Source organism: Natronorubrum sediminis, assembly GCF_900108095.1.
Lineage (GTDB): Archaea > Halobacteriota > Halobacteria > Halobacteriales > Natrialbaceae > Natronorubrum > Natronorubrum sediminis.
Window position 1 is genome coordinate 212,386 of sequence record NZ_FNWL01000002.1, and the last position, 24,791, is coordinate 237,176.

The window sequence follows — 24,791 nt, forward strand, 5'->3', positions numbered from 1 at the left end:
ATTTCGGAATGGGAATGGTTTCTTAATATTATTCATCTTGATGGGTTGTCTGGCTCACATTGAGTTCTTAAGAGTCGTCTGAGATGTTATAGTATATTTGGGAAATTGCAATAACTGCTAATAATACGAATTGAGCCGCCGTTTGTCCCACATAAATATAGATCATCAATAGTAACGGTGCCGACAATATGAATGGAGATGATATTTTTAGAATGCGATTATCGAGCAAATCTCTGAAATAGGATTCGACCATTCGCTTAGTAGTAGGTTCTCCGGACTGTATTTCAGATTCTAAATAAGATTGAAGAAATTCGTCAATTGGGTCCTTTTGTAATACGGACAGATACCGGATCATTTTATTTGCAAGTACTGGAAATGAATTTCTTAGAACAGCGTCCGATTCAGACTTCTCAATATTCTCTAAATATGATATCATGTCATCATTCATAGGTGTATTGAAGGGTTGGTTCCGCCCTTGACTTAGGAGATTTCTTACAGATCTCAAATTGCTTTCCACCTGATCTATATCACTACTTTCGTCTCGGTATTTCATTATCGCAGTAGCTAACCTATGATATGTGGCTTCTTCGGGGGTTATATCTTGGTTCTCGGCTCTATTTTTGAATATATGTCTGAGTATAAAGACAAGTCCACCAATAATCAGCGAGATAATGAGTAAAAACGGAGCAAACATCTCCAGAATTCCACCTTCCTCACCCCAGGCATATAGAATTATAGATAGTAAGTATCCAAAAATTACTATGATAGGAAACCAGTTTTTAAATCGATAGTAGTTGACTCTTGCCTTCTCATACTCACCTACGTTTTTTCCAGATAATATGAACTCATTGAGGAGTTCGTCTGTGTCTTTGTTACCTATCTCTGGTTCCTCAATGATTACTTTGTCCTCTACAACTGTACCAGGATCAATCTCTACGATAAATCCATCGTCATTCCCCATCTCTAGTATTTCATATAACTCATCCATTAAAAACCTACTACTGATAGCTTTCCTGTATACCTGCGGTCACTCACACTGCTCTTCCCCACACCCCTGGTTACACGTTACCAGAATCTGTTTCCCGAATATGCACACGAGATGATTATGCCTACGAGGGTTTATCAGTGAAGCCGCAGCCAAACGTGACCTAATGCGACACCCACAAGACGATCTACTGATCGTCTACGCACTGTCACTGCTCGCCCAGGAGCACAAAGGAACAGAGAAAGAAGACTGGGCATTGAACCTCGCGGCCGAGATTGCAGATCAACACGGACTGGAAGTAAGCGATGCAATTCGTCAGCTCGAGTAGATAGCGTCCCCAAGGGGACAGCGCCAAAAAATTACACCGCCCCGCCTTCGTGCGCCAATCTCCAGTTGAAGCACATGAAATAGAGGTGGTTCTCATTCTCTATAAGGGAAATTCACTTCAAGCTGACACCTCATTGGAAAGTATGCAGAAGATCAAAGCGATCGTTGGTGGAATATTAGCAGTTATTATAGTATCTTTAGGAGTATTCATTTATGCTTCCTATACCGGTATTGTTGAACCGATGCTCGTTTCTGCAGTTGCAACCGCTGCATTAGTGTTAGTAACCGCAGTGTCGGTAACATTGACCCTCGTTCTTCTTAGTGAAGAGCGGCGAGCCCGACAACAAGAAATAATGCCAGTATTCAAACTAGAACTGAAGGGGTTTTATTTAGGTCATTATGGAATTGCGCTAAAGAATATTGGAAATGGTCCGGCACAAAACGTGGAAGTGAATATTGAATTACAGTCTGAGAAGGAGAATCGGACAATTACATATCCCAATGTAGCTCCGGGGAATAGTATTCCTGTCCCAGAACCCTTTGAAGAGGTGAAATTAGAGAAAGATCGATTTGACGAATTTGGTCAGATCACTGTCAAAGGAACGTGTGAAGATGTTACTGGTGAAGAACAAAGTATTAGTGACACTTATGACTTCCAAAAACACGCTAATCAACCCGGTTGGGCACCAGGTAATGAAACAATAGAGGACTATTTAGATGATATTGTGGACGAACTGGACGATATTGAAGGAGAGATAAGTGATGTAGAAAGTGAAATCAAATCTCTGAGGTAATCATCGATGTTCTAGGTGTTGGTTCTCAGATCTCTCATCCCCCTGGGGTTGCACGTCGCCAAATCCCGTTTCCCGAATATGCACACGAGACCAGAAACACCGTGTGCATATTGCGCGCCGATCGGCCCGACGGCCCCGTCGACCACTCGGGTTGCGTGACAGATGACCCCCGATTATGGGCTATGGGCGCGGTTGAGTGAGTCGAAAAAACTAGGATTCGAGGGGTCGTGTGTACGAGTATGCGAATCCGAACCGACGGTGATTACGCACACCGAATGGACGCTATTGAACGCGCAGCCCGCTTCTACGACTGTAACAAGACGAAAGCCGTGGTGAGTGCCTGCGACGACGTGCCCCACCTGATTGCAGCTGCCCGCCAGGTCCTCGAGCGCGATGACCTTACCCACGAACAACGCCAAGAAATCGCCGAGACACTCTCGACGAGAGTAACGACCTTCGAAATTGAGCAGTCGGTGACCGTCGACCGGGATTAGAAAATATCCGAGATAGCGATCTTTGCCTGTTCGGTTCCACGGTGGTCGCCGCCACCATGCCACCGGAGCAGTGGCAGATTCGACGCTTTGACCATCTTGTCGGTGACGATCGTGCACCCCGAGCGTCCGTGTGGTCGGTACACGACGAAGCAGTACCACCCGTCCGCCCGGCGAAGCTTCTCGTGATAGGCTTTGTAGACCTTGAAATTGCCCGGCTGGCCGTTGCTGTGTTCGATCATCGTCGATTTGATTTCCACTGGCGTCCCGTTCTGAAACCGCGCGTCGTGCCAACTGGCCCGCTCGAGTTCGAATCGGCGCTTCCGAGCCATTCGCTTTTCGCAGGCTGTTCCGAAGTGGTTCGCTCGCTTCGATCGATTCATGGATCATTCCTCCGACGGTCTCGCCAGCGTCGGTCTGCTCGAGCGGGGCTGTAGGTGATTAGCGCGGCAAATCCAACGAGCGACAGCGACAGACCCCACTGGCCACGCCCCAGTGAGAATAGCGCACCAGCGCCTGAGAGACCGACCATTGCGAGGGTTTGTCTCGAGAACACCCCACGTTCGTAGTCTCGCCGGAGTTCGTGAGCGAGATCGACGAGAGTGAACCGAACGGCATCTGCCAGATACTGGAGCGTCACCGTCACGCCGATCGCCCCCTTCGCGCGCGTCGCGATTTTTTGAAACCGACTCCAAAAAATGTCTGTTTCTTGCCACTATGTACGCGCCCCACGCGTGGTAATATATACACCTCCGCTGTTGCTGTGCGTGCTCGCCCATCGCTCGCGTCGCTCCCTCCCTGGAGGGAGCGCGGTGGGCTTTGGGCTGACGCTATACTAAAGGGGGGCAGGTTGCGCTTTACACGTTGACATCGGAGCGCCGTCATGCGATTACCTGCTCGACTGTGTTAACCCATTCGCGCTTCTCGCCCCCTTCGTCGATGTCGTTCCACCAGTTTGAGACGGTAGCGTGCGTGTACGGAACGAATTCGGCGGTTTCGCGGGCCGACATTCCTTGCTCTCGGCAGGCTTCCATCGTCCAGGCAGCAACCTGTTTCACCTCGTCTTCAGCGATTGCTGGCCCGGTATCGTCGCTTGTCGGTGCGTTCCACGACCAGTCGGCCTCGTCGTTCGTATGCGGTTCCCAGTCGGCTGGTGGAATCCCCGTGAACGGCCGCGGGTCGATGTCCTGTAGCTTCCCGCCAGAGATTCGTTCAGCCTTAATCGCCTTCCCCTGGTCGTTCCGGTCCGGCTTTTTCAGAATCGTCCCGACACGCCAGAGCATCGGATGGATCGAACTCTCGTCGTGACCGATGTAGATCAACGCGCCGTTGTATTTGCGGATTTTGAACACCAGCGGCCCCATCAACTTTCGAACTTTCTGGCCGTCCTCGCCGGTCCCGCTCGCGTTCGTCGAGAACTCGTCTCCGATGAACAACTTCGGTTGCTGGGGATTCTCGACGGGGTCGCCGTCCTTGCCGACCCACTCCTCGAGGAGCGGGTAGTGGGGAATCCAGCCGTCCTCGACGTCGCCGGAAGGAGTTACCCAGTCGTCGTTCCGCGGCAGCGTGCGGATGTTCGACCCGACGAGTAGATCACCGTCGACCCACCGATCACGCAGCTGTGCAATCAGGCACGCGAGGTTCGTTTTGCCCGCCCCCATCTCACCGAGGATCACAATCACGGGTGCGGGTCCGGCGACGATCTCCTGTAGGCGGGTGATCGCTTTGATACCCGACAGGCTGGCCTCTTGGGACGGGTCGCCGATGTAGTGTTTGAGCGTGAGCGTATCGCCGTTGTCGAGTGCGTCACGGGCAGTGTGGCTGCCTTCGCCCTGCACGATTCGGCGGTTCTTCCCCACGTCCATGTACGTCGCTGCAGCCTTGCCGGTCCAGCGGTCGGGATCGTGGTGCAACGCGCGCACGGTCATTTGCCGGTCGATCTGTTCGTCCCGTACGAACCCCGTGTGCTCGAGCACCTTGTCGGCCTCTCGAGCAAGGTTTCCGTGCTGGTACTCGGTGAATCCGCCGACGGTGTAGTTGTCCTGCTCGTCACTCATCGGTCCACCTCCACCGGTCCTCGCCGTGACCAATGACCAGCGGCGTTGTCTCTGTCTTTCGCAGTTTGGTCAACTGCGGCCCGAGTGCCGCCGCCGTTCTGAGCGCCGTGTCTGTTCGCCCGGTTCCGTGAGTGTTCGCCTCGTCGAAAACGAACACTGGCGGAACATCGGTCGTCTTGTCTCGAAGTTCGCCGTCGTGGATGTATCTCATCGTTCAGTTCCTCCATCGGTTGTAGCGGCTTGTTCGGCAGCCTGTGCGCGCGTCTGTGGGAGTCCGTCGGTCGTCTGGATACCGTGTTCGTCGCTGTAGTCCTCGACGTACTCGGTTACGTCCTGTATTTGATCGATGTCCGCGTCTTCGGCGTCCTGTTTCGCCTCATCGAATCGATCTTTCACGGCCGTGCGTGGGTTCATCAACCCGCGTTCGTCGGCTTCAGCCTCCTCGTTGATTACATCGGATTGAATCTCGAGTCCCATTTTGCTGATCCGGCCCCGAAGTCGGTTGTACTCGAGGAAGGCGTCCACGAGGTCGCCGTGGATGTCCTCGAGCATGGCCTGGACGGTCACGAGTTTCGAGTCGGCCATTTGGCTGAAGTACGTTCCTCTGACCACGAGGTCGCCGGTCTCCTCGTGATAGCGGAACTCGCGGACTTCGAAGGCGTCGCCGTCGTTGACCGAGTACGGTGATGGTCCTTCGATCGTCTTCTCGGACCACACCTCAGGCGAGACGTAGTACTTCTCCCGTTCATCAGTGACGCCGTTGATGTGGTGGACAATCACCATGTGGCGGTTCCGGAGTTTCCGTGCACCCGTAACGAACAGCGCCAGGAGTGGCGGCCCCAAGAGCAGGAGTGCCGCGAACCAGCCGTAGACGATTGGCGGAACGCCCGGCAGCGTCGGTCGAATCCAGATTAAGAGCACACCGAGCGAGACCATCGCACCGAGTACGACCAGCTGGCCCTCGGCGGCGATGTACGTCAGTCGGTCCGACCATGAGCCGAACGTACCGCTCGTCTTTCGCTTGCTCATGCTTCGATCACTCCGCTTTCCTCTTGTCGGAGTACGATTACCGTCCCGAGCCCGGCGAGTCCGACTGTCATTGCGACACCCGAGAACAGTCCACTCTCCCCGCCGAAGTGCTGGAATGGCTCTGATTCGGCGTCAGATTCTGCAGCGCCGGTGCTGATGACCGCGCCACGTTCTTCCTCTTGGGACAGTGGGGTTGCCATCGTGAGTGCGGCACCGTCAGCCTCGGTGACCTGGAAGGTCTCGACGGATTCCCCGGCCGGGATCTCGCGCGTGTAGTACGCGAAGTCACCACTGCCTTCCTCGAAGCTTCCCGATTCGGCGACCGTTAACGCTGTCTCGTCTTCGGCGTAGAACTGGACGGTGAATTGCCTCTGGTCGTCGTCAAACTCCCAGTCGGTGATGACGGTCTCGGAGTCGACCGTCTGTTCTACCTCGCTGGCATTGACGCCCTCGAGGTCGTCGCTAGTGTTGTCGTCGGCAATCGCGGTGCCGCCCATAACGCCCATGCCCATCGCCAGCGTGACCGCTGCAACGATAGTCACGAAACAAATCCGCTGCATGGTCAGTTCCCCAGCCCAGGAATGAGGTCGGTCACGAAGCCGATTACAGCGAGAACGACGATGCCGATAAGTCCGAGTCCGAGCAAGCCAGCGCCTTCGCCCATTTCTCCGACATCGGGCATTCCAGGTAGATCGACACCTTGGCTTTCGATAATAACCTCTTGGCGTTCTTCTCGAGTCTCCTCACGGGTTTCGTAAGCATTCTGCAGGTCTTCGATGTACGCCTCATGGTTGTCGTCGTCGTCGGGCTCGAGGAGGTCGGCCTCATCGAAGTAGACCGTGTCGCTACCGTCCTCGGTCTCGATGATTTCGAACTCGTCTGAGAGTTGTGTTACGACAACCTCGTTCCCGTTGTCATCATCGCCGTTGTCGTCTCCGTTTTCCACGTCGGGATAGTCAACGATCTCGAGTCCCGCGTGGAATTGGCCAATTTCGTCGCCTGGGTCGATCGTCTCGCCGACTGGCAAGCCGTCGTCGGACGGGTTAGACCAGAAGAGGAATCCTTCGGCTGTGGTGTCGCCTACCTCTATTGCGACTTGTTCCTGGGCTTCGGGAAGTGAGATCGCACGGAACGTTGCAGCCGCGTGGTTTGCGTGTTCCATGTCTTCGCCCGCTTCGGCGATGTCGCGCCCCGACGCGATGTCGTGTGCGTCGACCTCGCCGTCTTGGATGGCATCATAGAGCAGGTCAACGATCGTTTCGGCTTGCTCGAGTTCATCTTCGTAGAGGTCCTCGAGATCTTCCCACACGTCCATGTAATGCCCATAATCAAAGATGGTTGCGTAGCCGCCATCTTCGCGATTACGGACTCCTACCTGAGTTGTACCGTCGTCGCCGCTTTCATAGTCTCCGTATATTTCTTCCTTGATGTGAATTGTTGTATTACTATCCGAGGCAGTAGAACCGCTCGAGTAGCCGAACGGGAGATCTGTTTGAGAGCCATTAACGAATGTTATTTCGTCGGTCCGTGGGTCGTCTCGGCTTGCTTCTTCGAGAGCATCAACGGTTTCACCGCTGACACTGGAACCATCTTCGTCTAATCCGGTGAAGACATCTTCAAGATCTAACTCGTCTTCGTCTTCTACTAAGCTGTAGTAATTTCCGATAGATGTTAGATGTCTTTCCCAACGTTGGGCTAGGTTTTCTTGATAATTCGCGACTGTGTCAGCGATTTCATCTTCCGCAGCATCGAGAACGTCGTCTTCGTCTTCTCCCATTTCGGCCTGTTCTGCAACGACGAATGAGACGTTTCGGTAAATCTCCTGTGAGAGGAGATCGGCGTTCGCTTGCATGGAGTCGAGTGCGTCCTCATCATCAGGCTCTCGATCGAGAGCATAAGCGTAGGTCTCATCATGGAGTTCGTTCGCTTCTTCTTCCATGATTTCGTCAGTGTCATCGCCGAAGATGCCACCGACGAGCGAGGAGATTCCAGACGTGATGTCACCGAGGTCGTGACGCGGACTTGAGCCCCCAACGCCAGGTTGTGGCAGGTCGTCGCCTTCGTCGTCATCGTCTGCGAGTGCCGTACTCGAGGCAGCTCCGGCCGTCGCGATCGTGGCGACCGCTCCAGCGGATTGCTTCAGGAACCGACGCCGACCGGGAAGCGAGCAGCCGGACTTGACCTCGTGGGCCGTGGGCATGGGCTTTGGGCCGCTATCCGAAGCTGCCATTTAGACCACCCCCACGCCACTGGCGACGCAACACGTTCTGAAGTCGATACCACCGTTCGAACCGCTGAAAACGTTGAAATCCATGAATTGACCTCGTTACTTGTACGCGATGATGTAGAACGCTGCGCCGTTGAGCATGACCAGCATCCAGCCGAGTGGCCAGTAGCTCTCCATGGTGATCGAAACCAGTGGCACCAGTTCGCCGAGGATGTTGAGGATCACCGCCAGCAACATCACGACGGTCTCGATTTCAGTCCACTCCTCAGGTGTCTGTTCGTTCGTGAGCCACGCTGCGACGATCACGGACATCCCAATGATGAACGAGTAGGTGATGTCGGTCCCGTGCGCGGAATAGAGCGCGTCGTCCATCCCGATCGTGAAGGGGGCCAGCATCTCGATTGTGAAGACGCCAGCCGTCACGACCGACGCCAGTACGAACACCGGCGCGAGAAAGGCGTCTGTCAGGTCGATACCGTCCTCTCGACGAATCGTGTCGGGGACATACTGCTGTGGTAGGGTCAGTGCCATACGACCACCCGCTTCACCCGATTTGACAAAATACCTAGGAATACCTCGGGAATCCCTTGGTGATTCAGAGGTTCACCAAGTTTTAAGAGAAGTGGGGTTGCCCGCCAGATATGGCACTGAACAAAATTCGCGAGTTGGACAGCGATTCAGTCGGTATCACGCTCCCCAAAGACGACATGCGCGTTGAGGGGCTTATCGACGAGAACGGCGAACTCAAAGGCGATCATCACGTCCACATTCGTCACGTCGACGACGGAGAATGGACTCTCGAGTTGATGGACGATATCATGCGGTGAGTCCGTTAGCGAACTGTTCCGAGTGACCGTGCTGCCTCAGCCGAAATAACGATATTCTCCTCGCCAAGTTCAACACGGCCGTCGATCACCGAGTCTAAGAGATTCGAGAGGTCGGTCAGATACTGCCTGTTTCGAGCCTCGCGAATCGTCAGCGTGTCTTTCTGCTCGTGTTCCACAGCTCGGTTTTCGAGATACGAGAGGGCAAACTGTTCGCGAACGTCTCGAGGTGCACTGTCGAGATACGATGGAAGTGTGAGATGCTGGTCGGCTTTCGAGCCCACAGGGGCACCAAGGACCGAGAGAACCCGTCCCAAAACCCGCCCGTCGGATGTTGGCCGGGCTTCGTCGGCCCGTCCGTCTCGCTCGAGAACATCGTATTCGATTCCAGCGAGGTCGAGCGCGTCGATCACGTGTGAGTCTTCGCCGCGGTGGTTCAACGCGAACGTCGGGGTATAGTTGGATTCGGCGATTGAGCCGCCCGAGAACACGTTCGCAACGAGTGTGCTCAACGCTCCGAACGTCGGGCTTCCGAGATCGGCCTCTAGCCACCCGTACTCACGTGCAGTGTCGATCGCCCGAACGGGGTCTGGGATTGAGGTGTGTTCGATCCAGGGGCGGACGCGGCCCCGTGGGAGATCAAAGTTCGAGGCTACGGCCGACGAGCCCTTGTTTGGATACCGACTCGCGTAGCTCATTACCCGTCGGTATTCTTCGACCGTTTCGTACGCGTCGCTGTATGAGGGACTGCTGTAGGTTCGAGCGAGGGCACGTTCGGAGACGGGGCCGCGGTTTGGCATCGGTTTGGGATTGTGTCGAGACGATATAACCGTTCTCGCTTTTGTTGTGAACAGTGATAGAATCGGTGCTATCGTTGAGTTCAAGGGGTCGTTGGAAGTATTCTACACTCCCCTAATTATCAGGTCTGAAAACCTTATCAAATTTAAAGAATTTCACTATCCCGTATGTTTTAGTGTCCATGATTTCCAGATAGAACCAGCATCAAATACCAATGGAATCGGATCGGTGGCGTGGGACGGCGTGGGGTCGTCTTACTGCAGCGCCATGTAGTACCTCGACACTGCCGATATAAAGCGTTCCGGCCATTGGGCGATGCGTGACAACCAATGGATTTAAAAAAATACCGTAACAAGCTCGTCGGATCGGAAGAGGAACGTGCTGTATCGCCAGTGATCGGAGTCGTGCTCATGGTTGCCATCACCGTCATTCTCGCGGCAGTCATCGCTGCGTTCGTGATGGATATGGGTGATGACATGGGTGACGACGCGCCAACAGCCAGCTTAAGTTCCGAATTGAATGATTCTGTTGCGGAAATGGGTGAACTGGAAACTGATGAAGATGACAACAACACAGTAGTTGAGTTCACACTAGATAGTGGAGATTCATTAGACAATTTGGGAGTATCTACTACCGCAGAGAATGACTTTGAATTAAGCGATTATGAAATGGGTATCGGTGAAACTGTTGAAGTTACTATAGTCGATGACGAGGATCTTGATGCTAGCGAAGACTTGGAAAATGAAGAAATATCTCTAATTTGGGAAGGTGATGGTAGCGGTACCACGTTAGATACTCACGAAATTGATGAAGATATTGATATTGTGGAAACAGGTTCTTCTTGATAGCGATTACCTCTAATTAACGCTCCAAATTAATATCTATACGACAACAATTTACTCCTCAGTTACTATTGGATACATATATATCCTAGTAAGACAGTCTGTTTCTCAGCACCAAATTAGTCGGTTAGAAGTTCCGACACAATGATTAACGAAGGACGTCTTACTCAGTGTTAATAGTCGTCCTCTTGATTTGTGTTGACTGCCGTTCCAATTTAGCGTGCCTAATAAAATGGATTTGAAATACTACCGTAGCAAACTCGTTGGATCGGAAGAAGAACGTGCAGTCTCCCCCGTAATCGGGGTTGTGCTCATGGTTGCCATCACCGTCATTCTCGCCGCAGTCATTGCGGCGTTTGTGATGGATATGGGTGACAGTATGGGCGGTAGTGATGCACCAAACGCGGCTTGGGAAGCGTCTACCTCTGACGATATCGAATACGATGGCGATGGAAATGTAGTTGTTCTCGAATTCAACCATGATAGTGGTGAATCAGTCGATGCCGGGAATCTTGAGATAGCTGGTGATACTGAGAATCTCGAATTGGATGTTGATAGCGGGGAAGACATCTCTGCAGGGGGATCTGTTGAGATCGCATACACAGATGTTGGTGGTTGGGGTGCTTATGACGAAGAAGGTAGTAACTCCGATACTCCTGCACTAACTGAAGGGGAAGAAATTTCACTCATTTGGGACGCCGGTGATAGCGGCTCAACCTTGACCACTCACGAAGTTGGGAGCAACGTTGTTGTTCACCACACTACTGAGTCATAGATAACAAATTCTCTCTCGGTACGATATAGCCGGATCGACCTGTAAAACACTCTTTCAAGAGGGCATTGAGCTATTTCTATGGGAACCTAATTACCAATATTGATAACTGTACTAATTTAGTGATTATCACTATCCTGTATGTATTTGTACCCATAGTTTCCACACTCAGATAGCATCCAGTTCAAACGGTTTCGGATTGATGGCGCGGGACGGCGTGGGGTCGTCTTTCCTAGCGTCAATTGTGGGCCTCAACCTGCGATACGTCCTTCCTGGCCGTTCACGGGTGCGTGACAAGCAATGGATTTGAAAAAATACCGTAACAAACTCGTCGGATCGGAAGAAGAACGTGCTGTATCGCCAGTGATAGGCGTTGTGCTCATGGTTGCCATCACCGTCATTCTCGCAGCTGTAATCGCCGCATTCGTGATGGACATGGGTGACGATATGGGCAGCGATTCACCAACTACTAGTTTTAGTTCTGACGAGGTTCTTAATGATGGGGACTATGAGGATGATGAACTTGTCGTGTTTAGTGTTGACAGTGGAGACTCCTTTGACAACTCCAGTATCCATGCGACAGGTGATGTTGACGATCTAACGTATGAAGCATCAGATGACGAAATTGGAGCGGGTGAATCAATAACGGTTAGTGGAACTCAGGATAGTGTGGATGAAGGAGACGAAATATCCATAATCTGGCAAGACGGAGATGATGGAACGACGCTAACAACGCATGAATTCGAGGAAGAATTCGACGAATAGATAATCAGAATTCGGACTCGGCCTAACCTTCTAATAATTTAAATCTCTGTAGAGAGGGCCTGATTAGATAGAGGATGATTTGAATACATTAATCAATTGCTCCGTAGATCTTCGGTGTGTAATTCCCCGTCCAAGTACGATATTCCTTTGTCTGTGATTTTATAGGGTGAACCCTTCCCGTCTTTCGATTTTTCGAGTAAACCTGCACCAGCTAACGTATCCATTCTTCTCGAGAATGTACTCAGACTCTTATCCAGCATTCCAAACTCCTCAACCAAATTGTGGTGAACAGCACCTGGCTTGAGGGCAACCCGTTGCCCATCGACCTCGAGATCGCGTAGGAACTCGAGAATTGCATCGTCGACTTCGTTCATCCAGGGCACCCGGGGTCGCATACCGTCTTATTCCCACGTTCGTTTCTTAGTCGCACCGGTGAGTTGTTCTGTTGCACGTTTCAGCCCACTCATACAAGTTCTATTGCATAGATTTAAGTTGTTTCTCTCCTAGCTCAGATTACCAGAGAACGTCAGGACTCGAGCCATCGACTGTCGTAGGAAAGCGCAACCCGTGTGGGGGCACGGGTTCTGAGCGGTTCTCTGCTGTCAAGAACCATGTTTACGCACATTGCTTCGAGGGATAAAGCACCCGATCGATTACAACCCGCGGTCAATTATCGGAACTGGTTTCGTCAGTTTCGGAATGAGGGCGAACTCCTTCGAAACCACTCAATAAGCACGATAGTCGCGAAATTATACCTTTTCGGAAGAATCGGAATCGGCATTCCGACTACTAAGAGGGTGGCATACAGCGTTTCAAGTAGCCGACGGACAGCCCGCACGCGTCTCCTATCCTACCCGGCGACGCGTGCGGTGGGTCCGCGGTCCCACAAGAGTGAGACCATGCACGAATGCACACCACACCACGGTAAGCGTACCGAATACTGTAACCAACCCGATACGCTCGAGGTGGCCCGATGAGCCTCGAGCCCGCCCGCGTCGGCGAGTGCGATACACCGTTCTGTGAGGGCGCTGCAGAGACGATAACCCCCAACGGGTACGTCTGCTCGAGTTGCGCCGCGAAAATCGCTGTCGCGTCCGAGCAGGCGCACGAGCGTGACACTCGAGGTGAGCGATGAGCGACCGGGATTTGTCTCCTCGAGAGGCCCGTGATAGGTTTCTCTCGAGGCGGAAAGCCGAGAATACGGATCGCACGCTGCGAACCTACGAGAACCGGCTGACGCGGTTCGTCGAGTTCTGCGAAGAACGCGACATCAGCCGTATGTCCGATCTATCCGGCTGGGACCTCGATGAGTTCCGAGCCGATCGAGAGACAGCCGAGATCGCACCGACGACCCTTCGCGGGTCGATGGTCGCGCTAAAGCAACTGCTCGACTACTGCGAGTCGGTCGACGTCGTTGACAAGGACTTTGGCGACAAGGTGAACGTTCCGACACTCACCCGTTCTGAGGAGTCGAGTGACCAGCAGCTCGCTCACGAGGATGCGGAGGCCCTGATCGATTTCTATCGCACATCTCGGAGGCACATGGGCACGCCGGAGCACGCAATACTCGAAGTTGCGTGGCACGTTGGCTGCCGAATGAGTGGCCTTCGAGCGCTGGATCTACGTGACTACAACCCCGACGATCAAACGCTCGAGTTCCGTCACCGGGCACCCTACACCCGACTAAAGAACAAAGAGCAGGGCGAACGCGTCGTCGGGATCTCCGAGCACGTCGTCAGTGCGATTGACACGTACCTCGCGAGAGAGCGCGTTAACAAACGCGACGAGAAAGGTCGTGAACCGCTGTTCTGTGCTCGGCAAGGACGCCCGTCTAACTCGACGTTCCGCGCCTGGAGCTACATGGGCACTCAGCCCTGCGTAATCACGCAGTGTCCTCACTCGAATCGCCGCGAGACGTGTGATTACACCCGACGGAATTTCGCCAGTAAGTGTCCGAGCAGTCGGGCACTCCACGCCGTTCGTACCGGATCGATCACCTGGCAGTTGCTTCAAGGGCTCGACATCGAGACCGTCGCGAAACGCGTGAACGCCCGCCCCGAGACGATCCGTCGTCACTACTACAAGGCGGGTCTCCACGAGGAGTTCGAAGAACTGCGAGCAGACGTAACTCTGAAACTTGACATTCAAGACACCCATGAGTGATTCAACCGTTCAAAATCGTAGCCGTACAGCCCGAACACTGCCGCTTAGTTTAGGAGAGGCGCGCCCTCCGACCCCATTTCCTCACCTGAACAACGTCGTGAGCGGTGGGTAGTGAACGTGAAGGGGTTACCCTAGATGACGGGTGAAGCGAGATCCTCGTGGTTCACTCTCTCCGACCTTCACGTACCTACCAACCAATTCGCAACCCACAACGTGCGGGCGATCCCGTATAAAACACCGGAGCAAACGCTGGAGAGGCTTCAGTAATTCACGTGGTGTGACGAACTTCGACGACGTGACGACGAGGTCATCGGTATAGTACTGCTGTTCTCAAATTGCCGAATAATACAAGGAGCGGTCTAAGCAAGCTACTTATCCGATCTGAGGGCCTCAATCTGTCTATGAGCGAACGGGCCGAGGGTTCTGAAAAGAAGTTCTGGGAAGGGATGGACGACTCTGAGGCCCTCGAGCACTATCGTGCCCTCATCAATACGATCGACGCGGGAGTCTATCGACTCGACGCCGACGGCCACTTCGTCTCGGTTAACGACGCCATCGTCGATATAATCGGGTACACGCGTGAGGAACTGCTCGACGAGCACGTGTCCGTGCTCTTCGGTGACGACAGTGTGGCAATTGAACACGAGATCGACCAGCTCCGAGCGAATGCCGCCGGCCAAAGCGATGTACTCGAGCTCACCATGGAGACCGTCGAGGGGGAACAAATTCGCTGTGAAGTGCGGGTGAACGTACTCGATTCGGGCGATACCGTGGACGGAACACTCGGGATCGTTCGCGAAATTGGCGAACGTGAACAGACGGAAACGGAAGCCACCGAAGCGACCTTTCGTCGACTGTTCGAGAACGTTCCCGGAAACTATCTCATCGTCCAGCCCGAGGACTACGAAATCGTGGCCGTGAGCGATGCGTATCTGGAGGCAACGATGACTGAGCGGGCGGAGATTATGGGGAAGACGTTGTTCGAAATCTTTCCGAACAATCCCGACGATCCGGCCGAGGGTGCCGGAAACCTGCGCGAGTCGCTCGAGAGAGTAGCGGAGACCGGGGAAGCGGACACCATGCCGGTGACACACTATCCGATTCCTGATCGCGCGTCCGACAGCAACGAGTTCGAGGAGCGCTGGTGGAATCCGATCAATTCGCCGGTGTTCGACACGACTGGCGAACTCGACTACATCGTCCATAGCGTCGAGGATATCACTCCGATCGTCAAGGAACTCCAGACAGACCGCGAGCAGGAGCTGCTACAGGATCCAGAGGCGGCGGATTCACAGCTCGCATCGGACATCGTACTGCGCGGACAGGAGTTGCTACAAGAGGCGAAACGAGAAGCGTACGAACAGCTACGCGAGAGCGAAGAACGATTTCGCGCGTTGGTCACCACCACGTCGGACGTGGTGTTCAGTACGAACGCAGACTGGAGTGAGATGCACAATTTAGAAGGGGCGGATTTCCTCGCTGACACCGACGAGCAAGGGTCATCGTGGATCGAAAAATACGTTCCGCCTGAAGATCAGCCGCGGGTTCAAGACACCATCGACGAAGCCATTCGTACGAAAAGCAGCTTCGAGCTAAAACACCGAGTCGTTCGTGAAGACGGCACGGTAGCCTGGATCGTCTTGCGTGCCACACCGCTCGTGAACGAGGATGGCGAACTCACTCGATGGTTAGGAGCGGCGAACGACGTCACCGAACGGGTCGAACGCAAGCGCTATCTCGAGGATGCAAAAGAGCGACTGGAGGCGGCGGCCGAAGCCGGCGCTGTCGGGACGTGGGAGTGGCATATTCCCGACGACCAGATGGTTACCAGTGCTTCCTTCGCCAAGAAGTACGGGATCGATCCCGACGCGGCCACCGAGGGCGTCTCGCTCGACCAGTTCATCTCGGCCATCCACGACGACGATCGCGAGCGGGTCGAACGGAGTATCGAGGACGCCATCGAATCGGGGGAGGAGTACGAAGAAGAATACCGCGTTTGGGACGACGACGGCGAACTCCGGTGGGTCGTTGCGCGCGGTCATATCGAATACGACGATGACGGGACGCCGGTGGCGTTCCCCGGTGCACTGGCCGATATCACCGAACGCAAGCGCTTCGAGCGGCGACTCGAGGCATCCAACGAGCGTCTCGAACAGTTCGCCTACGCAGCCTCACACGACTTACAAGAGCCCCTTCGGATGATCTCGAGCTATCTTCAGTTGATCGAGCACCGCTACGCGGACGAGCTAGACGAGGGCGGTGAGGAGTTCATCGACTTCGCCGTCGACGGTGCCGACCGGATGCACGACATGATCGACGGATTGCTCGAGTATTCGCGGGTCGAACGGCGCGGCGATCCCTTCGAGCCGATCGATCTGGATGCCGTTCTCGCGGATGTTCGCCGGGACCTCGAGATGAAAATCGAAGAAAGCGATGCCGAAATCACGGCCGAGTCGCTGCCTCGTGTCGAGGGTGACCCAGGGCAGTTACGCCAGGTATTCCAGAACTTGCTTTCGAACGCAATCAAGTACAGCGACGACCCGCCACAGGTGGATATTTCGGCTGTACGGAACGGTTCTACGGTGATCGTCTCAGTCACCGACGAGGGGATCGGTATTGACCCGGACGACAGGGAGCGTGTCTTCGACGTATTCCAGAGCCTGCATGCGCAGGACGAGCACTCTGGAACGGGGATCGGCCTCGCGCTCTGTAAGCGCATCGTCGAGCGCCACGGCGTTCGAGCGAGCGAAGCGAACTCGAGCTCGGCAGGCTCGCGAAGCGAGTCTGCCGCCGGCGACATCTGGATCGAGTCTGAACCGGGTGAGGGTACGACCGTCTCGTTTACGCTCCCTGCGACAAGCGATGACGATACGTGAATTCACGCTACTGACCCGTTGAGCCGTTCCAGTCAAGATTTGGCGTCCTGCGAGAGAGGCGCGCTGTATGCAACGAGACCCGTAAGAGCCATCGTGCTGTCGTCAAATCAACGGAACCGATTCAGCGGATGTCTCTTGCAGAGATTTGGCGAACTACCGAATACTCCGCGTTCGTCGCCGCGCCAGGGTTCGTGGGCGAGACTTGACAACAGTGAACCGAACGGCGTCTACCGGATACCAGCGTGCCACTGTCACACCGGTCGTCCCCTTTCTCTCGATCGAGAGAGGACGTTTCGAGACGTAGTTGGAACAGACGCCCAGAGACACTGAAAGTCGTGGCAGCCTACTCAACCGGTGTCGCCAAGTTCCTCCGCTTCCCACTCGGAGACGAGTCGCTTGGCGAGTTCTCGTTGTTCGTGCGTGTGCACTAAATGCTGTTCGAGCGTGTTTTCAGGACCCATTGCTTGGTCACACAGTCGACAGTAAACGGGGGACTTCGTTGCCATAGTAGAAGGACACGAGAACGAGGAAAAAGCGTCTCGCCAAATTGAAACGGTAGTTGAGTGTCGACCCGCCAGCGCATCACGGTACTGGCGAACGATCGACCTGCTCACTCCTCGGCCGGGTTCTTGATGATCGCGAACCAGAATTCCTCGAGCGACTGGATGAACTCGACGAACTCTTCGGGGGCGACCGGTTTGCGAATGTAGCAGTCGGCCTCGAGGTCGTGACGTTTGACGATCGCCTCGCCCATATCCGAACTCGTGAGGATGACGACGGGAATGTCGGCGAGAGAGTGGTCAGCTTTCAATTCGGCGAGGACATCCATTCCACTCGTTCCCGGAAGTTGTGGCTCGAGGAGGATGATATCCGGTCGCGGGGCGTTTTCGTACTCGTTTCGTTGGTGGACGAATTCGAGGGCTAGTTCACCATTCGAGACGGAGTGGATGGTGTTCAGGAGCTTTGCGTCCTTGAAATTCTCGCTAAACAGTCGCGTGTCGCCGGGGTTTGGCTCGACGAGTAAGATATCGACCACTCCATCCATGTTCGATTCCCGGGAATCCATACGGAAGGTTAGCACGACGACGATAAAACTACGTAGGTATTCGACGTGGATAGTCATTCGTCGTGATAGTTCTCAGCCATGGTATTCGTCTGCGACAGGTGTTCACGAGACGGTCAGACACGCCAGGTTCGTAACTGACTAGTATACTAGCGCAATCGTGGCTGGGCGGCACAATGCTGGGTGTGAATTTAGACCGCTCGCTCGCATATCGTGGGTATGAGCGACACGCGTGAAACGACGAGTCAGTCGGCGATTCCGGTTCGCACGGCCGGGGTCGCTGCTGGGCTCGGTGCCTGGATTCTCTGGTCCGGCGTGGTTCTGACTGGCATGGGTTCGATTATTATCCTCAACTTTCTCGCTGGGACAGCAATCGCGGCGTTCGCTGCGTACACCGCAGCGTGGCCGGACGGTGGAGCGCTGCCCCCGGTCGCTGCCCCGATTCTCGTCGCACTGTTGGGGCTCGTCGTCCTCGCCGCACCGTTTCTCCTCGGGGGAACCGCCGACCGACTCCTCTGGAGCAACGTGATTTCCGGGTTGCTCGTTACGCTTCTGGCCGTCGGCAGCGTCTACGGTAGCTGGCAGTTGACGCACTCGAGTGCCAGTGAGACGTAAGCGTTCGGGGGGATGGCCGTACTCGAATCGAACCCGGCCGAGCGCCCTCGTATCGGGGTGCATGCACATGTCAGGTCGACCATTAGGGACCCGTTCGTCGAAGGGCTGACACGGCGGAAATCGGGCTTCCTTCGGACGTCAACCGGACAGCGAACGCCCGACCGCCGGTTGACTGATGACTTCCGACGACCATTCCCACGACCGAGCGGAGGAGCATTCTGGTGAGACGCCATCCGAGCAATCGACCAACGCAGAAAGCGTCGACGACGAAGCCGAACTCGACTCGAGCGACGCCCAAGAGACGCCACAGCCTCGAGCAGACGGTGCAGGCGAAGACGGAGGTGGGGGACAACCCGGAACGAGCGACGCTCACGAGGGAGAACTCGACGAGACGAGCAAAGACGAGCAACTCGAGGGGGTTAGAGAGAATCCGTCGGGAGAGGAGTTGACGACGGACCACGGCGTCAAGGTGAGCGATACGGACAACTCGCTAAAGGCGATCGAGCGGGGCCCGACGCTGATGGAGGACTTCCACTTCCGGGAGAAGATGACCCAGTTCGACCACGAGTCGATCCCGGAGCGGGTCGTCCACGCCCGCGGGACGGGTGCGCACGGCTACTATCAGCCCTACGAGGACCCCGATCTCGGCGACGAGTACGACGAAATCGCGGACGTGACGAAGGCGAAGGTACTGACCAATCCCGACCAGAAGACGCCAGTGTTCACCCGATTCTCGACCGTCGTCGGCTCGAGAGGGTCCTCGGACACCGTCCGGGACGTTCGGGGGTTCGCGACGAAGTTCTACACCGAGGATGGTAACTGGGACCTCGTGGGGAACAATATGCCGCCCTTTTTCATCCAGGATGCGATGGAGTTCCCCGACCTGGTTCACGCCATCAAACCTGAGCCCGACAACGCGATTCCGCAGGCGTCGGCGGCCCACGACACGTTCTGGGACTTCGCTTCGCTGAAACCCGAAATCACGCACATGATCATGTGGGTGCTCTCGGGGCGGGCGTTGCCGCGAGCGTATCGGATGATGCAGGGCTTTGGCGTCCATACATTCCGACTGATCAACGACGATGGCGAGTCGGTGTTCGTCAAGTTCCACTGGACGCCAAAGCTCGGCACCCACCAGCTCGTGTGGGACGAGACGACGAAGCTCTGGGGGAAAGACTCGGATTTCAACCGGAAGGGGCTCTACGACGTCATCGAGGAGGGGTACGATCTCGAGTGGGAACTCGGCGTTCAGCTCTTCGACGAAGAGCGAGCCGAGGAGTTCGACTTCGACATCCTCGATCCGACCAAGATCGTCCCCGAGACGGAGGTTCCAGTTCGGCCGATTGGAAAGATGGTGCTCAACGAAACGCCGGACAACTTCTTCGCGGAAACCGAGCAGGTCGCGTTCCACCCCGGCAACGTCGTCCCCGGGATCGACTTCTCGAACGACCCGCTCCTCCAGGGACGGCTGTTCTCCTATCAGGACACCCAGCTCAACCGTTTCGGAAGCGCGAACTGGGACGAGATTCCGATCAACCGACCACTCGCTGAGCGCCACAACAACCAGCGCGCCGGCTTCATGCGCCAAGAAATCAACGAGGGCAAAGTCTCCTACAAGCCGAACTCGATCGGCGACGACGATCCACAGGAGGTCCCCGAAGAAGAAGGCGGCTACGAGCACTACAACGAGAAGATCGACGGGAAGAAGATCCGCAACCGTAGCGAGAGCTTCCAGGAGCACTTCGATCAGGCCCGACTGTTCTGGAACAGTATGAGCGAGCCCGAGAAACAGAACATCGTCGACGCCGCTCACTTCGAACTCGGAAAGGTCGACCGCATGGAGATCCGCGAGCGGATGGTTTACGACCTGTTCAACAACGTCGACCACGAGTTCGCGACGCGCGTTGCCGAAGGAATCGGCGTCGAGCCACCGGACTCGCCGGGCGACGAGATGCCCGACCACGACAGGGAGGATCCGTCGCTGAGTATGGAAAACCGGACGCCGGACACGATCGAGACGCGCAAGATCGCCATCCTCCTCGACGACGGATTCGAAGACGACCACGTGAGCGAACTCGAGTCCGCCCTCGAAGACGAGGGTGCACGAGTCAAGATCATCTCGAAGTACCTCGGCGAGAAGTCCGGGGCGAACGGCGAGACGGTCGACGCCGACCAACATCACGTCGCGGCGGCCTCGGTTTCCTTCGACGCGGTCGTCGTCCCTGGCGGCAGTGAGAGCGTCGACACGCTAACCCAACAGGGCGATCCGAAGCACTTCGTCGCCGAGGCGTTCAAGCACTACAAACCGATCGCTGCGCTCGGTGAGGGCACCGAGTTACTCGAGGAAGTCGAGTTGCCGGATATCGACATTGCGAGTGACGGTGACGGAACCGTCACGTCCGAGGGCGTCGTAACGAGTCGCGACGGCAGCGATCTCGACGCCTTCGCCGAGGCCTTCGTCGATGCGATTGCCCAGCATCGTCACTGGGGGCGAAGTCCGGCGGAGGTTCCAGCGTAACCTCGACGCGCGAATCATCACCGCGTTCTGTTTCGTCTCGGTACCACTACCGTTCGGTTGGACTGGACAGCGCGCTCGAGCATCGAGTTTGGTCCACCGAGCGCTCACCTCGCGTGTCAGCGTCTCGCCGTGGAGAAAACGAACACCGCCTCCCTGTATTCCCTGTGAGCCAAGTCCCAAGCTCGGCCAGATAAACGTATGCGGGCATTGATATTATAGCCTTTCGGTGAACTCAGCCAGAATACGTCGATACAACGCTGAGACCTCCCTAATTCGAGTCTGGTGTTGTGGGAATATACACTCACAGCGAGTTGAGAGTCACGGCAATTGGGTGGCGGGAAAGGCTACCGGAAACCCAACGCGTCTATAGGTTATCGTGGTGGGTTTCGATCATGACGACAGTCGTCGAACTCGAGATACCTGCGGATCGACTCGGAGCGGCCCAAACGTTCGATCGAGTGCCGACGTTCGAGTGTCAGATCGGTGGGATGATCGGCGATTCACCGCCCCTCGTCTGGGTGTCGGGTCCGAACCGTCGCCGCGTTCGGGACGCACTCGAGGCGGATCCGTCGCTTACGATTATTGCGAGTTTGACGGGGAGCAACCAGCACACCGAGACGAACGACGGACTCGGGGAGCGCGAACAGTGGCTGTTCAGACTCGAGTTCGGTGACGAACTGAAGTTATTCGAGCAAATCGTCGCAGAGAACGCGGGTGCGATTTTGACGGCCTGTGGTCAAAACGGGACGTGGTCCGTGAAACTCCTCTTTCACGATCGGAGTGCGCTGTCGGAGTGTTATGCACTGTTCGAACAGTACGACTACGCCGTCGAGGTGACGCGACTGACTGGTATCGACGATTTCGAAAGTGCACGGACGCCGTTAACCCAAACGCAGTACGAAACGATCTGTACGGCGTACGATCTCGGCTATTTCGACATTCCACGAGAGATTACGCTCAAAGAACTGGCGGGCGAACTCGACGTCTCTCACCAGGCACTTTCCGAACGGCTTCGGCGCTGTCACGCGGCGTTAGTGAGCGCCGAGTTGACCGACGGAATGCAACCGACACCGATCGACCTCTGACCACGAGGTGCAACGAGCGCAGTTTCGGTACCGTCGCTTCGAATGTCTCCGCTTCGAACGAACGAGCGTCGATCAGTAACGAGGCACACGCGACCAGACCTCGAGTCGAACAGCCGGGTACTTTTCGTTTCCGGCGATACGTGTTATCGCCACGTTGTCCACTATTACAGGATAGTGGATTCGATTGTCCACTAATAATCCAGTTTACGTCGTACATGCCGCAGTAGATAGCTTTATTATTTAACGAACTGACTATCGAGTGTCGGCAGACGCCGACGCTGCGATTACCTACCGAGTGTACGAACGCGCCGGTGGATCACTCGTGCTCAACTCAGGGCGGTCACTCGTGGCTGTGTGACCGTCACGTAACCGTTCGTGGGCCACGTCCCGCCCCGTCCTTTGGCCCACACTAGTAAATCACCTCGAGTCTCACGGCTGGCGTCGGTGATCAAATGGGGTAGTTATTCATACTCATCAGCGAGTGTTCATTGATAATGACTCCCACAGCAGCCGAAGGACACGGGAGTGTCACACACACCGAAGGAGACGATTCTGGGGGTGAGGACGAGATTTCTCTCGAGCCCGATGACATCCATCACATTCTCCAGACACAACGTCGTCGTGACGTGCTTCGATATCTTCGGCGAAGCGACGAACCGGTCGTGTTGAGCGATCTCGCCGAACAGGTCGCCGCCTGGGAACACGAGACGACCGTCGACAATCTCCACTCGGATCAACGCCAGCGCGTCTACATCTCGCTGTATCAATCGCACTTACCGAAGCTGGATGCGCGTGGAATCATCGACTACGACAAGGATCGAGGGACGATCAGGACGAAGCCGCCACTCGTGCAGTTCGATCCGTATCTAACTGGGCTCGAGAACTCGAGTTCGGGTAATCCGTGGCCGTTTCGTTACGCGGGCACCGTAGGTTGTTGTGGAGTTGCCACCGTCGTCGTCGCCAGCGGCACGGTGTCAGTTCCGTGGAGTAGCGTTACGGCTGTCATTCTCGCGGTGTTTGCGCTTCTCGCAGGAGTACACACGTACACGACGTGGCACACTGAGGGCACTGACTGAACGACCAACGTGACCGACGCGAACGACGGGCGGGTCGCCGCGACACCGATCAGTCAGCGTGGGAGTGGCGAGGTGAATCCGGTTCGCGAGTAACTGTCGACTCGAGGATTTCGTGTGCATAGAATGCGACCGAGAAATCCTGTGGGCTGGGGATCGAACACGCGAGCCAGCCGATCGTTATCGCCGTCACGATCGGGGAATCGAACGAGAGAAACTCGAGTCTAGCAATCCCGAGAACGGGAACGACGAGCAAGAGCGGAGAGAGTGCAGCAACCCGAAGCTGCCAGGCAGGTTCCCGACCGCTTGGATAGGGAGTGACCGATGCCCACGGGCAACTGGTGAACATCTTGATGACGCCCCGCTTTCGATCCGGGCCGTACGTGATCGTGTAGTCGATTCGGGCGAGGCGGAGCACGAATGCGTGGAGCCACTCGTGGAGAACGAGTCCACTCACTACTGCAAAGGCGAGCGAGCATCCAGCAACCAGCAGTTCCGTTCCGACCATGATAGCGACGCGAGACGACGGGACGTATTCGAGGTGGGATCACTGGTGGACGAACACGTCCCGGCGTCTCACGCACGCTGATCTGATGACTGCGGACGGAAGCCACTCCTGCTTCAACTGTTGCTTCATTAAGCGATGACGACAGGCTCGCCGATCCAAATTCCAGATTACTCTCGATTGGCTGATGAACGAACGGCAGCCAGCCAAGAACTAAGTATTGTTGGGTGGTACCTAATACCATGTCATCCAGTGAACCCCTCGAGTTCGGCCACGACGACCGTAAGCGCATCTACGAGTACGTCGAACGCCACGGTGCCGTCGAACCCGATACCGTCCAGGAGGACCTCTCCATCGATCCGAGCGGATTCAGACATCACGTCGCCATCCTCAAACGCGACGGGCGACTCGAGCGCGAAGACGGAACGCTTCGAGTAACGATGGCTGCCGGTGCCGAAGAAGAGTACGTTTCCGACGACCTCGAGTTCCACATCCGGCCGGCCAGACAGGAAGACCTCACGGGGATCGTCGGTGCGATTCGCCAGGTCGCAGAGGAGAAGACCTACATCGAAGCCGAGAGCGTTGCCGACGAAATCGACCACCAGGAGACGCTGCTCCGGCACAACGAAATCGAGTCCCGGATGTTCTTCGTCGCAACCGTCGAGGACGAGGTCGTCGGCTGGGTTCACCTCCACGCGCCGGAACTCGAAAAGCTCTCACACACGGCCGAACTCACCGTCGGCGTCTTAGACGAGTACCAAGGGTACGGAATCGGCTCGCATCTCCTCTCGCGGGGACTCGAGTGGGCTGGCGCGAACGGCTACGAACGCGTCTACCAGAGCGTCCCCTCGAGCAACGAAGAGGCCATCGCGTTCCTCGAAGCCCACGACTGGGAAACTGAAGCCGTCCGCGAGGACCACTACAAACTCAACGGCCACTACGCCGACGAGGTGATGATGGCCCTCGAGTTGTGAGGAAAGGC

Annotated in this window: 28 protein-coding genes; 15 read left to right on the forward strand and 13 right to left on the reverse strand. The window is 55.7% G+C overall.

The annotated features are described in order from the left end of the window. Positions 1-67: 67 nt before the first annotated feature. A complete protein-coding gene (locus BLW62_RS08305) occupies positions 68-961 on the reverse strand; it encodes a hypothetical protein (RefSeq protein ID WP_139305389.1) in 894 nt (297 codons plus the stop codon). A gap of 190 nt (positions 962-1,151) precedes the next feature. Between BLW62_RS08305 and BLW62_RS18640 the strand changes: the two genes are divergently transcribed. From BLW62_RS18640 to BLW62_RS08310, 3 genes are all read left to right on the forward strand, one after another. Continuing rightward, positions 1,152-1,313, forward strand: coding sequence for a hypothetical protein (locus BLW62_RS18640; RefSeq protein ID WP_175459714.1), 162 nt, complete (start codon positions 1,152-1,154; stop codon positions 1,311-1,313). A 142-nt stretch (positions 1,314-1,455) separates the two neighbouring features. Next, a complete protein-coding gene (locus BLW62_RS18290) occupies positions 1,456-2,106 on the forward strand; it encodes a hypothetical protein (protein WP_139305390.1) in 651 nt (216 codons plus the stop codon). Between the two features lie 239 nt (positions 2,107-2,345). After that, the gene (locus BLW62_RS08310; protein WP_090506641.1) at positions 2,346-2,600 is read left to right on the forward strand and encodes a DUF7692 domain-containing protein; all 255 of its coding nucleotides are present in this window, start codon (positions 2,346-2,348) and stop codon (positions 2,598-2,600) included. Here BLW62_RS08310 and BLW62_RS08315 read toward each other — a convergent pair. The 7 genes from BLW62_RS08315 to BLW62_RS08350 all read right to left on the reverse strand — a co-directional run bounded on the left by BLW62_RS08315 (position 2,597) and on the right by BLW62_RS08350 (position 8,441). Continuing rightward, positions 2,597-2,980, reverse strand: a complete 384-nt coding sequence (locus BLW62_RS08315) for a PD-(D/E)XK family putative nuclease (RefSeq protein WP_090506642.1) — start codon at positions 2,978-2,980, stop codon at positions 2,597-2,599. The genes BLW62_RS08310 and BLW62_RS08315 overlap by 4 nt on opposite strands. A gap of 498 nt (positions 2,981-3,478) precedes the next feature. Beyond that, on the reverse strand, positions 3,479-4,654 hold the full coding sequence (locus tag BLW62_RS08325) for a hypothetical protein (protein ID WP_090506644.1): 1,176 nt from the start codon (positions 4,652-4,654) through the stop codon (positions 3,479-3,481). Further along, entirely contained in the window at positions 4,647-4,865 is a 219-nt protein-coding gene (locus BLW62_RS08330; protein ID WP_090506645.1) for a hypothetical protein, read from the reverse strand. The genes BLW62_RS08325 and BLW62_RS08330 overlap by 8 nt, the downstream gene beginning before the upstream one ends. Beyond that, complete coding sequence (locus BLW62_RS08335; RefSeq protein ID WP_090506646.1) at positions 4,862-5,683, reverse strand: hypothetical protein; 822 nt, start codon at positions 5,681-5,683, stop codon at positions 4,862-4,864. The genes BLW62_RS08330 and BLW62_RS08335 overlap by 4 nt, the downstream gene beginning before the upstream one ends. Then, on the reverse strand, positions 5,680-6,225 hold the full coding sequence (locus BLW62_RS08340; RefSeq protein ID WP_139305391.1) for a DUF8063 family protein: 546 nt from the start codon (positions 6,223-6,225) through the stop codon (positions 5,680-5,682). Before BLW62_RS08340 ends, BLW62_RS08335 begins: the two co-directional genes overlap by 4 nt. A 20-nt stretch (positions 6,226-6,245) precedes the next feature. Continuing rightward, on the reverse strand, positions 6,246-7,913 hold the full coding sequence (locus BLW62_RS08345; RefSeq protein WP_139305392.1) for an Env/VP5 family phage fusion protein: 1,668 nt from the start codon (positions 7,911-7,913) through the stop codon (positions 6,246-6,248). A 96-nt stretch (positions 7,914-8,009) separates the two neighbouring features. Then, positions 8,010-8,441, reverse strand: coding sequence for a DUF8023 family protein (locus BLW62_RS08350; protein ID WP_090506649.1), 432 nt, complete (start codon positions 8,439-8,441; stop codon positions 8,010-8,012). A 110-nt stretch (positions 8,442-8,551) separates the two neighbouring features. Between BLW62_RS08350 and BLW62_RS08355 the strand changes: the two genes are divergently transcribed. Beyond that, complete coding sequence (locus tag BLW62_RS08355) at positions 8,552-8,737, forward strand: DUF8053 family protein (protein WP_090506650.1); 186 nt, start codon at positions 8,552-8,554, stop codon at positions 8,735-8,737. A 5-nt stretch (positions 8,738-8,742) separates the two neighbouring features. On the opposite strand, the gene BLW62_RS08360 is transcribed toward BLW62_RS08355, so the two are convergent. Further along, positions 8,743-9,534, reverse strand: a complete 792-nt coding sequence (locus BLW62_RS08360; protein WP_090506651.1) for a hypothetical protein — start codon at positions 9,532-9,534, stop codon at positions 8,743-8,745. 327 nt (positions 9,535-9,861) lie between these two features. Here BLW62_RS08360 and BLW62_RS08365 point away from each other — a divergent pair, with 327 nt between their 5' ends. The 3 genes from BLW62_RS08365 to BLW62_RS18970 all read left to right on the forward strand — a co-directional run bounded on the left by BLW62_RS08365 (position 9,862) and on the right by BLW62_RS18970 (position 11,911). Beyond that, positions 9,862-10,377, forward strand: coding sequence for a type IV pilin domain-containing protein (locus tag BLW62_RS08365; RefSeq protein WP_090506652.1), 516 nt, complete (start codon positions 9,862-9,864; stop codon positions 10,375-10,377). Between the two features lie 229 nt (positions 10,378-10,606). Further along, entirely contained in the window at positions 10,607-11,149 is a 543-nt protein-coding gene (locus BLW62_RS08370; protein WP_090506653.1) for a type IV pilin domain-containing protein, read from the forward strand. A gap of 297 nt (positions 11,150-11,446) precedes the next feature. After that, positions 11,447-11,911: a type IV pilin domain-containing protein gene (locus BLW62_RS18970; RefSeq protein WP_245726695.1), complete on the forward strand. Its 465-nt coding sequence runs from the start codon at positions 11,447-11,449 to the stop codon at positions 11,909-11,911. 92 nt (positions 11,912-12,003) lie between these two features. Here BLW62_RS18970 and BLW62_RS08380 read toward each other — a convergent pair whose 3' ends face one another. Further along, the gene (locus BLW62_RS08380) at positions 12,004-12,285 is read right to left on the reverse strand and encodes a transcriptional regulator (protein ID WP_090506654.1); all 282 of its coding nucleotides are present in this window, start codon (positions 12,283-12,285) and stop codon (positions 12,004-12,006) included. Between the two features lie 599 nt (positions 12,286-12,884). Here BLW62_RS08380 and BLW62_RS18645 point away from each other — a divergent pair. The 3 genes from BLW62_RS18645 (at position 12,885) to BLW62_RS08390 (ending at position 16,950) form a co-directional block, all read left to right on the forward strand. Beyond that, a complete protein-coding gene (locus BLW62_RS18645) occupies positions 12,885-13,046 on the forward strand; it encodes a hypothetical protein (protein WP_175459716.1) in 162 nt (53 codons plus the stop codon). Next, positions 13,043-14,074 carry a tyrosine-type recombinase/integrase gene (locus BLW62_RS08385; protein ID WP_090506655.1) on the forward strand — a complete coding sequence of 344 codons (1,032 nt, stop codon included), beginning with the start codon at positions 13,043-13,045 and terminating at the stop codon, positions 14,072-14,074. Before BLW62_RS18645 ends, BLW62_RS08385 begins: the two co-directional genes overlap by 4 nt. 401 nt (positions 14,075-14,475) lie before the next feature. After that, a complete protein-coding gene (locus BLW62_RS08390; RefSeq protein ID WP_175459717.1) occupies positions 14,476-16,950 on the forward strand; it encodes a PAS domain-containing sensor histidine kinase in 2,475 nt (824 codons plus the stop codon). A 347-nt stretch (positions 16,951-17,297) separates the two neighbouring features. Here BLW62_RS08390 and BLW62_RS18650 read toward each other — a convergent pair whose 3' ends face one another. Together BLW62_RS18650 and BLW62_RS08395 are read right to left on the reverse strand one after the other, a co-directional pair. Beyond that, positions 17,298-17,456 (reverse strand): hypothetical protein, encoded by a 159-nt coding sequence (locus tag BLW62_RS18650; RefSeq protein WP_175459718.1) that lies wholly within the window; start codon positions 17,454-17,456, stop codon positions 17,298-17,300. A 104-nt stretch (positions 17,457-17,560) separates the two neighbouring features. Then, complete coding sequence (locus BLW62_RS08395) at positions 17,561-18,016, reverse strand: response regulator (RefSeq protein ID WP_245726696.1); 456 nt, start codon at positions 18,014-18,016, stop codon at positions 17,561-17,563. A 216-nt stretch (positions 18,017-18,232) separates the two neighbouring features. Between BLW62_RS08395 and BLW62_RS08400 the strand changes: the two genes are divergently transcribed. The 4 genes from BLW62_RS08400 (at position 18,233) to BLW62_RS08415 (ending at position 23,307) form a co-directional block, all read left to right on the forward strand. Beyond that, positions 18,233-18,628: an SPW repeat domain-containing protein gene (locus BLW62_RS08400; RefSeq protein WP_090506657.1), complete on the forward strand. Its 396-nt coding sequence runs from the start codon at positions 18,233-18,235 to the stop codon at positions 18,626-18,628. 175 nt (positions 18,629-18,803) lie between these two features. After that, the gene (locus BLW62_RS08405; protein WP_090506658.1) at positions 18,804-21,146 is read left to right on the forward strand and encodes a catalase; all 2,343 of its coding nucleotides are present in this window, start codon (positions 18,804-18,806) and stop codon (positions 21,144-21,146) included. A gap of 392 nt (positions 21,147-21,538) precedes the next feature. Beyond that, positions 21,539-22,231, forward strand: a complete 693-nt coding sequence (locus tag BLW62_RS08410; protein ID WP_090506659.1) for a helix-turn-helix domain-containing protein — start codon at positions 21,539-21,541, stop codon at positions 22,229-22,231. A 494-nt stretch (positions 22,232-22,725) separates the two neighbouring features. Beyond that, a complete protein-coding gene (locus BLW62_RS08415; protein ID WP_245726697.1) occupies positions 22,726-23,307 on the forward strand; it encodes a DUF7344 domain-containing protein in 582 nt (193 codons plus the stop codon). Positions 23,308-23,356: 49 nt separating this feature from the next. Here the strand turns inward: BLW62_RS08415 and BLW62_RS08420 are convergent, their stop codons facing one another. Further along, a complete protein-coding gene (locus BLW62_RS08420) occupies positions 23,357-23,812 on the reverse strand; it encodes a hypothetical protein (protein ID WP_090506660.1) in 456 nt (151 codons plus the stop codon). Positions 23,813-24,051: 239 nt separating this feature from the next. Here BLW62_RS08420 and BLW62_RS08425 point away from each other — a divergent pair, with 239 nt between their 5' ends. Beyond that, entirely contained in the window at positions 24,052-24,783 is a 732-nt protein-coding gene (locus BLW62_RS08425; protein WP_090506661.1) for a GNAT family N-acetyltransferase, read from the forward strand. Positions 24,784-24,791: the final 8 nt, after the last annotated feature.

Bases quoted from the DNA above. Each gene is read 5' to 3' on its own strand.
- BLW62_RS08305 (WP_139305389.1), bottom strand. From the start codon at position 961: ATGGGGAATGACGATGGATTTATCGTAGAGATTGATCCTGGTACAGTT.
- BLW62_RS18640 (WP_175459714.1), top strand. From the start codon at position 1,152: ATGCGACACCCACAAGACGATCTACTGATCGTCTACGCACTGTCACTG.
- BLW62_RS18290 (WP_139305390.1), top strand. From the start codon at position 1,456: ATGCAGAAGATCAAAGCGATCGTTGGTGGAATATTAGCAGTTATTATA.
- BLW62_RS08310 (WP_090506641.1), top strand. From the start codon at position 2,346: ATGCGAATCCGAACCGACGGTGATTACGCACACCGAATGGACGCTATT.
- BLW62_RS08315 (WP_090506642.1), bottom strand. From the start codon at position 2,980: ATGAATCGATCGAAGCGAGCGAACCACTTCGGAACAGCCTGCGAAAAG.
- BLW62_RS08325 (WP_090506644.1), bottom strand. From the start codon at position 4,654: ATGAGTGACGAGCAGGACAACTACACCGTCGGCGGATTCACCGAGTAC.
- BLW62_RS08330 (WP_090506645.1), bottom strand. From the start codon at position 4,865: ATGAGATACATCCACGACGGCGAACTTCGAGACAAGACGACCGATGTT.
- BLW62_RS08335 (WP_090506646.1), bottom strand. From the start codon at position 5,683: ATGAGCAAGCGAAAGACGAGCGGTACGTTCGGCTCATGGTCGGACCGA.
- BLW62_RS08345 (WP_139305392.1), bottom strand. From the start codon at position 7,913: ATGGCAGCTTCGGATAGCGGCCCAAAGCCCATGCCCACGGCCCACGAG.
- BLW62_RS08350 (WP_090506649.1), bottom strand. From the start codon at position 8,441: ATGGCACTGACCCTACCACAGCAGTATGTCCCCGACACGATTCGTCGA.
- BLW62_RS08355 (WP_090506650.1), top strand. From the start codon at position 8,552: ATGGCACTGAACAAAATTCGCGAGTTGGACAGCGATTCAGTCGGTATC.
- BLW62_RS08360 (WP_090506651.1), bottom strand. From the start codon at position 9,534: ATGCCAAACCGCGGCCCCGTCTCCGAACGTGCCCTCGCTCGAACCTAC.
- BLW62_RS08365 (WP_090506652.1), top strand. From the start codon at position 9,862: ATGGATTTAAAAAAATACCGTAACAAGCTCGTCGGATCGGAAGAGGAA.
- BLW62_RS08370 (WP_090506653.1), top strand. From the start codon at position 10,607: ATGGATTTGAAATACTACCGTAGCAAACTCGTTGGATCGGAAGAAGAA.
- BLW62_RS18970 (WP_245726695.1), top strand. From the start codon at position 11,447: ATGGATTTGAAAAAATACCGTAACAAACTCGTCGGATCGGAAGAAGAA.
- BLW62_RS08380 (WP_090506654.1), bottom strand. From the start codon at position 12,285: ATGAACGAAGTCGACGATGCAATTCTCGAGTTCCTACGCGATCTCGAG.
- BLW62_RS18645 (WP_175459716.1), top strand. From the start codon at position 12,885: ATGAGCCTCGAGCCCGCCCGCGTCGGCGAGTGCGATACACCGTTCTGT.
- BLW62_RS08385 (WP_090506655.1), top strand. From the start codon at position 13,043: ATGAGCGACCGGGATTTGTCTCCTCGAGAGGCCCGTGATAGGTTTCTC.
- BLW62_RS08390 (WP_175459717.1), top strand. From the start codon at position 14,476: ATGAGCGAACGGGCCGAGGGTTCTGAAAAGAAGTTCTGGGAAGGGATG.
- BLW62_RS18650 (WP_175459718.1), bottom strand. From the start codon at position 17,456: ATGGCAACGAAGTCCCCCGTTTACTGTCGACTGTGTGACCAAGCAATG.
- BLW62_RS08395 (WP_245726696.1), bottom strand. From the start codon at position 18,016: ATGGATTCCCGGGAATCGAACATGGATGGAGTGGTCGATATCTTACTC.
- BLW62_RS08400 (WP_090506657.1), top strand. From the start codon at position 18,233: ATGAGCGACACGCGTGAAACGACGAGTCAGTCGGCGATTCCGGTTCGC.
- BLW62_RS08405 (WP_090506658.1), top strand. From the start codon at position 18,804: ATGACTTCCGACGACCATTCCCACGACCGAGCGGAGGAGCATTCTGGT.
- BLW62_RS08410 (WP_090506659.1), top strand. From the start codon at position 21,539: ATGACGACAGTCGTCGAACTCGAGATACCTGCGGATCGACTCGGAGCG.
- BLW62_RS08415 (WP_245726697.1), top strand. From the start codon at position 22,726: ATGACTCCCACAGCAGCCGAAGGACACGGGAGTGTCACACACACCGAA.
- BLW62_RS08420 (WP_090506660.1), bottom strand. From the start codon at position 23,812: ATGGTCGGAACGGAACTGCTGGTTGCTGGATGCTCGCTCGCCTTTGCA.
- BLW62_RS08425 (WP_090506661.1), top strand. From the start codon at position 24,052: ATGTCATCCAGTGAACCCCTCGAGTTCGGCCACGACGACCGTAAGCGC.